Origin of the sequence: Gordonibacter sp. An230, assembly GCF_002159915.1 — a bacterium.
Lineage (GTDB): Bacteria > Actinomycetota > Coriobacteriia > Coriobacteriales > Eggerthellaceae > Rubneribacter.
The window spans coordinates 1-13992 of record NZ_NFJP01000037.1 but is presented as its reverse complement, the minus strand read 5'-3'; the positions used below and the strand labels follow the sequence as shown (position 1 = coordinate 13992).

Sequence of the window (13992 nt, the reverse complement as noted above, 5' to 3'; positions counted from 1 at the left end):
AGGGGCGGCAAAAGGTGATGTCCTCGCGTATAATCTCCGACGGGGATCGCCATGGGATGCGCCCATCCGCGCACGACGCGCGTTTCGGACGCTCGACGCATGCAGGGGAGGAAGCGGATGACACCATCGTTGCGCAAGGAGCTGTGGCGCACGCCCGACTTGTTGGGGTTCGCGGCGCATTGGACGTGGATCTGGTGCGTGTTCTGGAGCGCGCTGTTCTACGACGAGGGAACCTCGCTCAGTTTCGCGTCCACCGCCGACGCCTCGGCCGGGCTTGCGGGCATCGCGCTCGAGCCTCTATGGGTGACGTCGCTTCTGGCGAACGTCGTGACCATCGCGTTTTTGCTGCTGCTTTCCTATGTGAGGAACCCGCTTTCGGACGTGAAGGCCTTGCCGCCGCTGGCCGCCGTGCTCACCGCGCTGGGCACCGTGGCCGTATCGCACCCGGCGCTCGTCGCGGTGGGCGGCGGGGCGTCGGCCGTCTATCTCGCAGGATCGCTTCTGACCGGCGTCGGCAGCGGCATCGTCGTGGTGCTGTGGGCCGAGCTGCTGGCTTCGCTGGGGTCGCAGCGCACGGTGCGCTACAACGTGGCCTCGCTGCTCATAGCCGCGGCGGCGTACCTGCTCGTGCGGCTGCTACCCGTCGATGCGGCACAGCTCGCAGTGGCGCTGCTTCCCCTCGTCAGCATGGGCTGCTTCGTCCATTTCAAACGCAGCGTCCCGCGACCGCCGCGGGCGCTGCGCAACGTGCGCGTGCAGGAGAAGCCGCCCGTGCGCATGATGGTCATCGCCGTGTTCTTCGGGGTGTCGTTCGGCGCGATGAAGGGACTCGTCGCGCCGGTGGGCGACAACTGGATCGGCGTGCGCGACCAGCTGAACATCATCGCCATAGCGGGCGGCGCGCTTGCCGTGTTCGTCACGATGAGCGTGTACAAGATGGACTTCGACCACCTGACGTACCAGATCGCGCTGCCGCTCATGGCGGCCGGGTTCCTGTTCCTGCCGCTGCACGAGCCGTGGAACGTCATCGGCACCGCGGTGCACCAGTTCGGCTACCAGTACTTCTACATCGTGCTGTGGGCGCTGTGGCCCGTGCTCGCCTCGCGCGGCGACGTGCCGACCGGCTGGGTGGTGGGCTGGGGCCTGCTGTGCATCCAGCTGGGGCAGTTCGTCGGATCGGTGGCGGCCGCGCTCGCGCTCACCGTGGTGCACAGCGACCTCGGGCTGGCCATGCTGTCGGCCGGCATCGTGTTCGTCATCCTCATCATCGCGCTGTTCGCCATGGGAGGCGGATCGGCGAGCACCGGCTGGGGGTTCGTGAAGCCCATGGAGGAGGCCGACGCCGCATCCGACTTCGAGAAGGCGGGCACGCGCCTGGCGCGGCGCTGCCGCCTGTCTCCGCGCGAGATCGAGGTGTTCTTCCTGCTGGCGAAGGGGCGCAACCGCGCCTACATCCGCGAGGAGCTGGTCATCGGCGACGAGACGGTGAAAAGCCACGTCAAGAGCATTTACCGCAAAACCGAGGTGCATTCGCAGCAGGAGTTGATCGATCTGTTGGAGCGGGAGAGCGGCGAGAGGTAGCTTTGACAAAAGAGCTAGTGCCGTTCGGGAAAATTCTGCACCATTTCGTAGACATTCTCCCATTAGAGGAGGCCGCGCTCAGGCCAGGCAGCAGCCGCATTCAACCAGTGCGGCGTACGCTTCGTGAACGAACCGGGGCAAGGGAAAAACGATGTGGACATCGGGCAAGCACTCAGCATCGCGGACGGCATCGGGCTCGACCTTGCCGCGATCAAAAGGGGCTTGCATGAACGCCCTCGACGTCTTCCGCTTCTTCAGCGGCGAATTCGAGAACGCTGGCACCCTCAAGCGCATGGGGCAAGAGGCGGCGCTCTCGCACGATCAGCAGTACCTGGCGGACGTTCGCCCCGATCCCCGTCGCTTCGCTTCCGCTAAGAAGCAGGTCTTTCGATGGCACGAACTCAAGGGGCTTTAAGGGCATCGTCCCCCGAGGGACGTACGCACCAGGAGATCTCGCATCACCTGAGAGCACCGCTTTCCGAACGGCTCAGCATGCCTGCGAGACTCAGCTGCGAATACATCGGCACGTTTACGCTCCACACTCCGGGCGCGAACCTCGATGATTTCGCTGTATACGAGCCTTTCGCATGCAGATGGTTCGAGGAACCGTTGCCGCCTAGACTTGCACCTCCACCCCAGAAGCAGAGCAAGCCAGGCTCCCACTTGTCGACGCGCAAACAAAGATAAAAGTACGCCATGCAGAAAACAACCCTTGCGACAACTGGCTGGCACCGCTTGGTATCGCCCTGTCGACCCACATAACGAAGATTCCCAACGAAAGTCGCCCGCACCCCGTCGTTAACAAGCGTTTACGCATGGAGACGGCAAGCGACGCGGATCGGGCATCGCGCAGATCCTCGCCGTCCCCGGAAAGAGCCCTTTCTTGCCACTCGGCAGCTCGACCGCATGCTCGTCGATGGTGAGAGCACGCCCGTCCGCCTGCGTTAAGAAAGCTTCTGACAAGCTGCCGGATTCCCCTCGCACAACAAATGCGAGCTCCATCTCACCAGCGACTACATCACAATCGCCAGCCACGTTTTGAGCCGCTGTTCGTCCCGTCCCATTCGCAACAAGGCAATGCTCGCGCACCGGATTGTCCTGAATCTCACCATCGGCACCTGCGGCAACCATCTGAAGAACTATTCGCCGATTTATTCCCCGATTGGAATAAACACGACCTAGCACTGATGCACGACTTCGCGTCCGTCGCTGCCCTAGAGCAGTCGTGAGTTATGGGCACATCCATCGACGACACCCGCAACCGCAGCGAAATCACGCGCGAAGGCCGACGCCTGTTCGCCGAGGATCCGAAGAAGCCCGAAAACATCATCCCCGACGCGCTCAACAACCTAAGCGAAGCAGCTCCCCAAACACTGCGTTCGAGAATAGCGGAAGAACAAACGCCGCACAATCATGAAACGACCGAGCCCATCATGACAACGTGCATTTCAAGACGTCGAGTTGGCATGCGAGCGAAACAGAAAAAGGGGATCCCTTTCGCACGCGACAAGCCGACGCGACCAGGCCAGGCATGCCCTGACTGCCCAGCCATCGTCCCTCACCCTCAAAAGGGTAGCCGCCAGCAGCATTTTCCCACTCTCATGGCGATGCCAGATCCGTCGATGAAGCGCACAATGACCCTGCTTCGCGCATGAGGCACGAAGCATGCCACCCGCATACGGCATATCGCCATCGCAAGGAGGAGTCATGGAAGAGTTGTCTCGGAGGAGCTTCCTCAAAGGGTCGATTATCGCAGGAGGGGCTTTAGCAGGAATGGGGATCGCAGGATGCGCGCCAAAAGAGCCATCGTCGGCAGAAAACAATGAGCGGGCTTCAATCGGATCCCTGCCGGAAGCATGGGATGCTGAAGCCGACGTGGTTGTGCTCGGCGCAGGAGGAACCGGGCTTTCCGCCGCATGCGCTGCAGCCAAAGCCGGAGCATCGGTGCTCGTGTACGAGGCCGATGCGAAAGCGGGGGGCACAACTGCGCTCTCCGGCGGCGTCATCCAAGCCGCCGGCACCACCGCCCAAAAGCGACTCACCAACTTTCAAGACGACACGCCTGAAAAGCATGCGCAGTGCTATATCGAACAGGCCGAGGGTCGCGCCGATGAGGAGCTCGTCACAGCAGTATGCTTCCGAGCCCCCGAACTTATCGACTGGCTAGAAAGCATCGGGCTTGTCTGGAAGCGCGTGTACGGCAATTGCCATGTCCCCTATGTGACCGAAGGATTGCATGCGGACCGCATCCATGTGTACGAGGGAGGCGGCGAAGGCGGTCAAGGTGGCGTGCTCACCGACACCGAGTTCGCTGAAGCGGAACGACTTGGCGCACAGTTCAATTTCAAGTGCACAGCCCGACACCTCGTATACGATGCCGAAAAGGGCGTGGTGGGCGTCCAGATCGAAGATGGACAGAAAACGATCAACGTGAAAGCCCTCAAGGGGGTCGTGCTTGCGCTTGGAGGCATGGATCGTAACGAAGAGCTCGCCCTCGCGTTCAACGCTCAACAATACTGGGACCTCACCACGCAGAAGTCCTACATCTCTGAGCTCGCCCAAGGGGACGGCATTCGCATGGGGCTCGAAGTGAACGCCGCGCTTTCCACCTGCGGCGGAACCATCGACTACGACATGGCAACCGGTCAGGCAACCGACAACACCCGCGCCCAGATGCCCTGCCTCATGGTGAACGGCATCGGACGCCGCTTTGTTTGCGAAGACGCCACATACGCATACCAGTACCGGGCCATCTTCCAAAACGAGATGCAGTTCAACAAGCCCACCTGGATGATCATGGACCAAAATATGGTGGAGCAAGGTGTCGGCCCGTGGGCGGCCGACCCCGATGCCGCCGCATCCGAAGGAGATCTAATCAAAGCCGACACGCTTGAAGAGCTCGCCGAGAAAATCGACGTCCCAGCGACCTTGCTCTCAGACACGCTCCAGACATGGAACGCCTTCATCGCCGAAACCGGAGAGGACATTGAATTCCATCGCAACACCCAGCTGATCCCACTTGACAAGCCCCCTTACTACGCGCATCAAAACGTCTCCGCTAACCTGGGCAGCCTCGGAGGCCTTAAGATCAACGTGAACTGTGAAGTCATAGACAACAACGGGAACGTCATCCCGCATCTGTACGCAGGCGGCATGAATTCCGGGGGATGGTACGGAACCTATTATCCCGGATCAGGCACCTCGCTCACCGGCGGCCTTGTCCTCGGGCACATCGCTGGCGAGAACGCCGCAGCGGCCCAAGCTTGGGCGTAGCCTCAATCGCCATCCACGCTTAGGAGGGGCCGCCCCTCCTAAGCGTGCGGGAGCTTCGGCCGTACCAGCGAGATCGTCCCTGCACGCAAATACGTTTGCGGTATCCTACTCGCAACGTCAAACGGAGGGCAAAGGGAAGGGGACCCTATGGAACCGACGGAGCTGGGAACTAGCCGATCTTGGATCGAAACCGCGCAACGCGAGCTCTTTCTCGGATGGCAGCGTTGGACCAGTTTTGCCTGCATATGGGCATGGTCTTGCTTAGCTGGAATGCTTTCGCTTCAAAACGACGGGATGCGCGCACTACCCGCCGCTTTGGGTGGCGCGAATGGAATCACGCTGATCGCTTGCGTGGTTGGGCTCTCCATCGCACTTGCGATGTCGCGACGCCTTGCAAAAACCATCGACTCCCGCTTGTACCTAGGGATCGCCGAATCGCTGGCAATCATGGGATCTGCCCTCATCGCCACTGGGACGCTCACGCACAGTGCCATCCTCCATGGCGCAGGCGCAAGCGCGGGCGGCATCGCCATCGGCCTGCTGAAGATCGCGTGGGGAGAAATGTATTCACGCATGACGCTGCGCGCCGGGCTCGCTTCCATGGGATACTCCCTTATCTCATCGAGCACGCTGGTTCTACTCGCTTGCGATATCGGCACCGTCGGACTCTGTATCTTGCTCCTCTTCTGTGCGATTCCGCTCGCCCCTCTCGCCTTCCACGGAGCGCGCAAACTCTCCGAAGCCCCCGAAAAGCCGAGACACGCCCTGCGCGCAGTGCGCTTCTCCGCGTCTTTGCTCGTCCTACCCGTTCTCGTGGGGTTTTCGTACGGAGCATCCAAAATGGTCGTGACGCAACTTGGAGAAGGATACGGGAGCGCGGATTGGATCGGAGCGATCGGCACACACGCAAGCCTCGTCGCAGGCATCGCAACGTTTGCGTTCTCGTTCATGCTCGGCAGGCGCATCACCGCCGCGCAGATCTACTCCACGTCTCTCGTACTTGTGGTTGCCGGGCTTTTGCTCATCATGTCACAAACGACATCACGACAACTGTCATTTTTCGCAAGCAGCGTAGGATTTTCCCTCTTCTACTTTTTCATGGTCGTGTACTGGGGGGACCTTGCTTACAGAACCGGCATGCCGATCGTCTACATCTATACGATCGGCTATTTGGCTATGCAAGCCTCCCAGTTGGCAGGCATCTTGGTCGCAAGCGGGTTCGATGCAAGCCCGCTGCGCAATGGCGGCATGATCGTACCGCTTGCGCTCGTCCTTGCGTTTTTCGCCGCAGCTCTTTTGCTGTTCGGCAGCTCTCGATCACCCCTTCGCCAATGGCTCGTGGCAGACGAGGAAACGCTCGAAACGAACGACAACGTGCCCCTCGCATGCGCCGAGTTGTCAAAGCGAGGAGGACTCTCCCCGCGAGAACAAGAGGTGCTTTCCATTCTCGCACGCGGAAGAAACGCACCTTACGTGGCGAAAACGCTGTGCATAGCACCCGACACGGCGAAAACACACATCAAGAGCATTTACCGAAAGCTCGATGTGCACGCTCAGCAAGATCTCTTGGACAAGATCGACACTATCGCTTCTCGCATGCCGTAAACGCCCGCCGCACCGCAGGAGGGGCGCCAACGCCCCTCCCCGTGCGTACATCGTGGCAGAACGACCGCTCGATTCGTCAGTCGACCACCCTGCCACGCCCTTCGTCAAACCGAGAGATGAAGCTCTCCACAGCCTCCAAGTATTCTTCTGTATGAGTGGCATTGCCGATATGAGCGCACCCTGCACGAGCGTCCACTCGCAGCCGGAAATGAGATCGTAACCCTCCTTCGCCACAAGCAGCGTCGCCTCGTCGTTCGTGCCGGACAGCATGAGCGTGGGCACCCTGATCTTGTGCAGATCGGCGCGGATACCGAAGTCCTTCATCTTGTCGGTCACCACGAACTCGCTTGCGCCCTGCATGACGTAGTAGCACTCGCCCACCATTTCTGGGCTCATCGCCAGTTGGACGTAATCGGGCCACGGGTCGCATCCCACCACGTGGCGACGATAATACTCGCTGTAAGCAGCCTTCGCCGCGGGCGTCTCGTAATCACCCGTGCGCTCAGCCTCGGCAATGGCCCTCTGCATGTCGATCAGCAAATATCCGATCAAGCGATTCGCTTCGGAAAGCTAGGTGGCGATGTTCACAGGCGATCCGTTCACCACCATCGAGTTCACACCTGCGTCGTTTTTGATCATGCACATCATGGCCAGCATGCCGCCCCATGAGTTTCCGAACAGGTGAATATCATCGAGGTCGAGCGCCTCGCGCACCGTGTAAAACTCGTCGATCCACAAGTCGTACGTATAGAAATCGTCTTCCTGATGCGGGATCTTCGACGCCCCGCAGCCGATCTGATCGTAGAAGACAATCTGGCGACCGTAAAGATCGGCCATGTCGCGGTAATTTTGGAGGTAGTTGTGCGTATCACCGGGACCATCGCGCAAAATGAGCAGCGGCTTCTTCCCAAGCGTACGCTCGCCGTAGATCTCGTAGTAAGTTTTGAACCCTACATAGTCCACGTATCCCGATGTCATCTTCGCCGTTGCCGCAACCTCCCGCCCTTCGAACCGCGTCTAAAGCAAAAGAACGACCGTGTCCGATTATATGCTCGCGCCCACCGACGCACATCAGGATCCGGACGCGCGAGCCCGAAAGACTCCGCGCGCACAAAGCCCTCTTCCCCCACTTGCGTCTGTGATTAAGGGCTCGATGCGAGCGAAAGGCGGCGGAGGAGAAACCGCCTTCCTGCGCATCGGCGCAACCAGCCCCTCCCCGCATCTCCCCCCTCCTTCGCAAGGCAAAGCGACCCACACCCGACAAGAGTGAAGATGCACTATTTCGAAAAAGCCCTCTACGCTCCCAGCATGATCCTGATGATCTCATCGTTGGTGGCGCGCATGCCGTCGCGGCCGAGGCGGGCGATGGAGTCGATGGTGTTCTCCACGCCCTTCTTCACGATGCCGTCGCCGCCGTAGAACTGCTGGCCGTCGCGGTACATCACGTAACCGAGGATGCCGGCGTTCACCGAGAAGGCTATCTTGCCGGCGCACGAGGGCTTCGCGCCGTCGCACACCATGCCGGCCACGATGGAGAGCGCGTTCACCACGGCGTGGCAGGCCTCCTTGTAGCCGCCGCCATCCAGGTACGCGATGCCCGCGCCCGCCGCCGCGCCCGCGCACACCGCGCCGCAAAAGGCTGACAGGCGCCCGATGCCCGTCTTCTGGTGGATGGCCACCAGGTTCGAGAGCACGAGCGCCCGGTAGAGCTGCTCGTCGCTCGACCCCAGCTCGCGCGCGTACACGATGAGCGGCACCGACACGGCGATGCCCTGGTTGCCGCTGCCCGAGTTGATGACCACCGGCAGCTCGCAGCCGCTCATGCGCGCGTCCGACGCCGCGGCGGCGCAGGCGCAGGCGCGCACTTTCACGTCGTCGCCGTAAGCGCCCAGCATGACGCTGCCGATGTTCGCGCCCCAATCGCCGGCCAGCCCCTCGTCGGCAACCGCCGCGTTGCAGGCGACCTGCCGCTCCAGCAGCCCGCGCACGTCGTCCAGGTCCACCGTCATGGCGAAGTCCCAGATGCCGGCCATCGAGAGCACGCCGCGGTCGGTCATGCCCTCGGCCTCGCCGCCCTCGGAGGCAGGAGCGGCGTCGCGCAGCACCTCGCCGTCGCGCTCCTCGCGCACGATGTTCGTGTGGAAGTCGGCGATGCGCACGAGCGCGCTGCGCGCCGGGGCGCCCGCATCCGCCGCGCCGGGGCGCACGACGGCGCCCTCCGCCGCGGCCCCCGCCCCCTCGGCATCCTCCGCGAACACCTGCACGACGATGTCGAAGTCGAGGTCCGAGTCCGCGCGCTCAACCGCGATGGGCGTGCCTTCCAGGTAGGCGACGATCTTCCCCACGTCGGCCGGCGACACGTCGGCAATCACTTCCAGACTGCGGTCGGCCTCCCCCGCCACGATGCCGGCCACCGCCGCGGCCTCGATGCCCTTGAGGCCGCCCGTGTGGGGCACCACCACGCTCTTCGCGTTCTTGATGATGCTGCCGCTGGCCGCCACCTGCACGCGGGCGGGTTCGGCGCCCAGCAGCTCGCGCGCCCGCGCCGCCGCCAGCGCGATGGCGATGGGCTCCGTGCATCCCATCGCCGCCACCAGTTCCTCTTCGAGGATGGACACATAGCGCCCGTACCGTTCGTCCGTTCGCTCCATGCTAGCCCGTCCTTTCTCCTCACCCTCCTCATGAGGCATCATGATAGCATCCTTCGTCCACCACGCGCAGCTGACAGACACGAGAGACGGTAAGGGGACAGCGCAGAAAACACGGGCCCGTTCGTCTCGTCGCTGCCCGACCTCGCGAGGAAGTCCAGCACGCGAGCAACGAGGGGCGACCGCGAGCGAGCGGTCGCGCCGTCCGGCCTCGCGAGGAAGCTCCGGGCTTCGAGCGCACGGCCCAAGAAGTATCCGAATGCGAAAGGAGCCACAAACGCGGGATCGGACCGACAACGCAGTCCGACCTCTCGAAAACGCGGCACGGCATTGTGCCTTTCCAAGTCGAAAACGCTCTCGCGAGAGAAGATCGCCGCACCGCGGCCCGCTTTGCGCTTCCGGCAGCCGCCTGCGCTTCCGCTGCGCGTCCGGAAACCCAACGTCCGCGCGGCAACACGCCCCTCTCCGCATCCGCAGCCCTCCGCACAATCGCGATCCCCCAGCCACCGCGTGCCCGCACGCCTCCCCCACTTTCGGGTATCTTCGGCGTTTTGCCTGAACGCAGGCAGTATACCCGGTTCCGCGCGATGCACGCGCCGCATCGTAGCCCTATGATGAGAAACGTCCGTCAAAGTTGCGCGGAGGGAGCGCATGCGGACTGACCGCGCCGATGAGTCGTGCGCGGCCGCACAGCGAAGGAGGAACCATGGGAGAGAACATCGTCGGCGGAAACGCCATCAGCCGCCGAAATTTCTTGGCGGGGATCACCGCCACAGGTGCGCTTGCCGCAGCCGGAGCGCTCGCAGGATGCGCGCCGCAGACTGCGTCCGAGGGCGGCAAGACGGGCAAGCAGAACGCCACCACGCAATCAAGCTGGCGCGACAAGCCCGAGATGCCCACCGACATCGCCGAAACGCTCGAAGCCGACCTCGTGGTGGTAGGGGCCGGCAACGGCGGCCTCGTTGCCGCCACGACGGCCGCCCAGAACGGTGCGAAGGTCATCGTGCTCGAGAAGGGCGGTGCGATCGCCATGGCGCGCGAAGCCATCGGCGCGCTCAACTCGGCACTCGAGCCCGACCATCGCGAGGACGTCCCCACGTTGCTCAACCACGCGAACCAGACGCAAGCCGGCGATGCCAACATGCTCATGTACAAGACCTGGGCCGAGAAATCCGGCGAAATGATCGAATGGATGAAGGAAACGCTCGAGCCCAAAGGCATGCTGTTCCCATTTGAGTGGCACAAGCCCGACGACGAACACGCCTACTACCCCGCCATGTGCTACAACCCCTGCCTGAACGAGTACAACCCCGACGGCCCCAATTACGGAGCGTACATGCATCTCGAGGTCATGCACGAGGTGTTCCAAGAGCTCGGCGGCGAGATCCTGTTCATGACGCCCGCCCAGCAGCTCGTGCAGGACGAGTCCGGCACGGTCACCGGCGTCATCGCCGAATCCGACGACAGGGGAACTATCCAAGTGAACGCCAAAAACGGCGTGATCATCTGCACTGGCGGCTACGGTGCCAACACCGAGATGCTCAACGACCTGTGCCCCGGCAATTCGAAGTGGTGCGGTCTCACCAGCGCAACAACCGAAACGGGCGACGGGATCCGCATGGCGCTATGGGCGGGCGCCGAGCTCGAAGCTGGCGGCGCATGCATGATCTGGAACCGCGCCATCCTTCCCGACGGCTTCGAGTTCACGGATGAACGCGCAGGCGGCGAGATCTTCCTACCCGGCAGCCAACCGTTCCTCCATGTGAACGCGAACGGAGAGCGCTTCATGAACGAAGACCAGTGCTATCCCATGAGCTATGCCGCCGGCGCGAACCAACCCGGCCACTACTCTTGGATCGTTTGGGACGGCAGCTATTGGGAGGATATCGAGAGGTTCGACACGTGCGGTTGCTCCCGCCTGTTCCCCGCACCGTCAGGCACCGCGTTCAACGCCGATGTGTACGACTGCGAGGCCATGAGCAAAGAGCACCTCGATTCGTTCTGGCTTGCCCCGCAGATCGAGAGCGGCGCGCTTAAGAAGTGCGACACCCTCGACGAGCTGGCCGAGGCCATGGGCTTCGACGCAGATCGAACCGCCACGTTCAAGGCGAATGTCGAGCGCTACAACGAGCTGGTGGCCGCCGGCGAAGACACCGATTTCGGCAAGCCGGCCTACCGCTTGAGCGCCGTCGACGAGCCGCCTTTCTATGCAGCGCGCATCGCCGGAGCTTTGCTCGTGACCACCCACGGCGTGATCACCAACGTGAACTCGCAGCCGCTGCGCACCGATGGCAGCGTAATCGAAGGCCTCTACGTATGCGGAAACGATCAGGGCGGATTCTACCCGCACAACTATCCGAGCAACTTCACGGGCATCAACGCGGGCCGTACCGCCACGTTCGCCCGCATCGCAGCCAAGCACGCTTTGGGCGTCGCGTAAGCGCGTAGCGCCAACTCTCACGTCCTGCCTTTTGAAAGCCTGGCCCTCGGCATAACTATGCTAAGGGCCAGGCTCGCCCGCGCCAACCCGCGCGCCTGCCCTTCCTCGAGAGGGGCAGGGCGTCTGCCTGCGAAGCTTCCCTTCCCAATCTTTCAAATCTTTATATAACTGGAAACAGCATGGACAAAAGGCGAACTATCTCCAGATTTTGCCCGGAAAACAGGGTCCCAACAGCAGGCTTCTCATAATGCCTGATGAAAGGAACGCATAATTGATTATTTTGATTCGAGGGTAGAGAAACCGTGAGTTTTGTCCACGCAACGAATGATCCACCGTCAAACCGGAGTCGGCAAAGGCCGCTCCAACCCGCCGCGCAAAACCCCGCCGACATTTGGAAGGCGCTCGAGTCCAACGAGGCGGCCTAATCTCGCCCGGTCGCACGAATCCCGATCCGAAATCTGGCGAGTCCGTGCCCGCATCGGTCTCGACTTTGCGCCGAAACGAGCAGAAATCGGGGAAGAGCAATTCGTCCGGCGAGCAATCCTCAAGCACCCCCCCCCGGAAAAAGCGGCCGACCGCAAGCAACCTAAAACGACGCTGCTCTAAGCGCCCCTTTAATGCACCAAATCGATGAGCTCTTGGCGGGTGTGCACGTCGAGCTTGGCGTACACGTGCTTGGCATGGGTGGCGGCCGTCTCGCGCGAGATGACGAGGGCGTCGCGCACATAGGGGATGGAGCGCCCGCGCGCCAGCAGGTCGAACACCTCGGTCTCGCGCGGGGTGAGGCCGCCGCGGCGGGCGAGCTCGAGGATGCGTGCGGTCAGCTCGTCGGTGTCGTCGGCACCGGAGGGCGCCTCGTCAACGCTTCCATCATCCGATTCCATCGTCTCCCGCTTTGACCTGGCATCGCGCAGTGCGACATCCTCATTGCCCGCCGCGCCGAACGCAAACGCACGGCCATCGCTGAGCACGAACATGGTCGCGCTCACCAGCAGCGTAATGGACACGGCAGCCACCTGCTCGAGCGAAAAGGCCCCCTCCGCCACACCGGGCTCGACCAGCACGAGCGCCACCACGCCCAGCAGATCACCGAGATGCACGAAGATCCATCCCAAACCGTACGATTGCACAGGAGTGGCCGCCCCCTGCACGGCATAACGTGCGAAGTACATCTGCGTGATCAGGCAGAACGCGAAGCGCGCGGCAATGGCCACCACGTAGGCGACGTACGCGCCGGCGCTCTCCCCCAGCACGATGAACGCCGCAAAACCCACCACGAGCGCCGGGCACATCCACCGGTACAGGAACGACAGCGACACACGGCGCGGCCCAGCCGTAGCCGACAAGCCTACCATCAGCATGAACACGATACTCATAACGAGCGTCACCTGGGAGGCTGTCGCGTCGCGCCCCGACGCCTCCGACCAGAACGATCCCTCCACGCACACGAACAGGCATGCCGCGAGGATGCCGAACCCGGCGCGCCCCATCGACTTCAGCACGCGCGGCAGCCCCTTGCGAGCGCTGTCGTGCGCCTCGGCGAACGCGCGCTGCTCGGCGGCGCCACGATACTCGGCAGTGGCGTCGCGCGCCTGCGCATCGCGCCACGATAGCAGCAGGCACAAGCCCGACATCAGAGGAAACGCCGTCACCACCACGAGCGCCATCCAGCCCTGCATCGCCGAGACCATCAGCACGAGCACGGCGGCCGCCACCGCCGACGCGGGCGCCAAAAACTCCACTTCCTCCTGCGTGACCTTCGCGTAGTACTCGCCCCACATCACCCACATGAAGCCGCTGCCGAATCCCGTGAGCACCGCGCCCACCACGAACAGCGCCGCCGTGGCGCCGAAGTCGGGCAGCTCGCAGAACAGAAGCGGCGTTGAGACCGCCGTGGCCAGCGGCGCGATCCAGAACAGCGCCGCATGCTGAGTGGGCGAGCCCAAGCGCTTCTCCATCACTACGATGAGCACGAGCATGACCACCGACATGGACACGGGCAGCCCCGTGAAGAACAGGTCCCAGCCCGCGCCGCCGCCCGCCAGCGACGAGGCCTCCGCTCCGGTGTAGCCGCTCACCGCATTGGTGTAGAACACGCAGAACACCCAGGCCAAAAGGAACGCCCAGCCCAAGCGCCGCAGCGGCGCGAACCGCTCGACCGCCTCCACGAGCGACCGCTCGCGCCGTCCTTGCGCGCTTTCTGCCATGCGCCCCGTCTCCCTTCACCGCCAGTCACATCCCGCCTTTGTACCACACACCGACCCATATGGCAAAAAGCGCCGCCCCGCCCCGGGGGGGGCGGGCTTGCGCGCCACGAGTTTCATCTCCAACTTGAAGCCCTCGCCGCCGCCAGAAGCTCGATGACCTCTTTCAGCTGCGCGGCGGGCGCGTCGGCCGTGCCGTAGCTGGCCGCCGCGCAGCTGAAAGAGGTCATCGAGCTTCTGG

At 62.9% G+C, this 13992-nt stretch carries 10 protein-coding genes; 6 read left to right on the top strand and 4 right to left on the bottom strand.

The genetic code is table 11. From position 1 onward, the window contains the following. The first annotated feature begins 117 nt into the window (after positions 1-117). The 4 genes from B5F40_RS14385 to B5F40_RS14375 all read left to right on the top strand — a co-directional run bounded on the left by B5F40_RS14385 (position 118) and on the right by B5F40_RS14375 (position 4854). The gene (locus B5F40_RS14385; RefSeq protein ID WP_087194966.1) at positions 118-1581 is read left to right on the top strand and encodes a helix-turn-helix domain-containing protein; all 1464 of its coding nucleotides are present in this window, start codon (positions 118-120) and stop codon (positions 1579-1581) included. 226 nt (positions 1582-1807) lie between these two features. Further along, positions 1808-1996 carry a hypothetical protein gene (locus B5F40_RS14380; RefSeq protein WP_087194965.1) on the top strand — a complete coding sequence of 63 codons (189 nt, stop codon included), beginning with the start codon at positions 1808-1810 and terminating at the stop codon, positions 1994-1996. 817 nt (positions 1997-2813) lie between these two features. Then, positions 2814-3236, top strand: coding sequence for a hypothetical protein (locus B5F40_RS16065; protein WP_140396519.1), 423 nt, complete (start codon positions 2814-2816; stop codon positions 3234-3236). Positions 3237-3288: 52 nt separating this feature from the next. Next, positions 3289-4854, top strand: coding sequence for an FAD-dependent oxidoreductase (locus tag B5F40_RS14375; protein ID WP_087194964.1), 1566 nt, complete (start codon positions 3289-3291; stop codon positions 4852-4854). Between the two features lie 281 nt (positions 4855-5135). On the opposite strand, the gene B5F40_RS16345 is transcribed toward B5F40_RS14375, so the two are convergent. Beyond that, positions 5136-5456, bottom strand: coding sequence for a hypothetical protein (locus B5F40_RS16345; RefSeq protein WP_162611001.1), 321 nt, complete (start codon positions 5454-5456; stop codon positions 5136-5138). On the opposite strand from B5F40_RS16345, the gene B5F40_RS16985 reads away from it, so the two are divergent. Continuing rightward, positions 5416-6459 (top strand): helix-turn-helix transcriptional regulator, encoded by a 1044-nt coding sequence (locus B5F40_RS16985; RefSeq protein WP_446718602.1) that lies wholly within the window; start codon positions 5416-5418, stop codon positions 6457-6459. The two genes, B5F40_RS16345 and B5F40_RS16985, sit on opposite strands and share 41 nt — an antisense overlap. A gap of 570 nt (positions 6460-7029) precedes the next feature. Here B5F40_RS16985 and B5F40_RS16760 read toward each other — a convergent pair. Further along, positions 7030-7437: an alpha/beta fold hydrolase gene (locus B5F40_RS16760; RefSeq protein ID WP_239443078.1), complete on the bottom strand. Its 408-nt coding sequence runs from the start codon at positions 7435-7437 to the stop codon at positions 7030-7032. Positions 7438-7754: 317 nt separating this feature from the next. Further along, on the bottom strand, positions 7755-9110 hold the full coding sequence (locus B5F40_RS14360; RefSeq protein ID WP_087194962.1) for an L-cysteine desulfidase family protein: 1356 nt from the start codon (positions 9108-9110) through the stop codon (positions 7755-7757). A gap of 703 nt (positions 9111-9813) precedes the next feature. On the opposite strand from B5F40_RS14360, the gene B5F40_RS14355 reads away from it, so the two are divergent. Next, positions 9814-11547, top strand: coding sequence for an FAD-dependent oxidoreductase (locus tag B5F40_RS14355; RefSeq protein WP_087194961.1), 1734 nt, complete (start codon positions 9814-9816; stop codon positions 11545-11547). Between the two features lie 614 nt (positions 11548-12161). On the opposite strand, the gene B5F40_RS14350 is transcribed toward B5F40_RS14355, so the two are convergent. Continuing rightward, positions 12162-13754 (bottom strand): helix-turn-helix transcriptional regulator, encoded by a 1593-nt coding sequence (locus tag B5F40_RS14350; RefSeq protein WP_087194960.1) that lies wholly within the window; start codon positions 13752-13754, stop codon positions 12162-12164. Between the last annotated feature and the right edge of the window lie 238 nt (positions 13755-13992).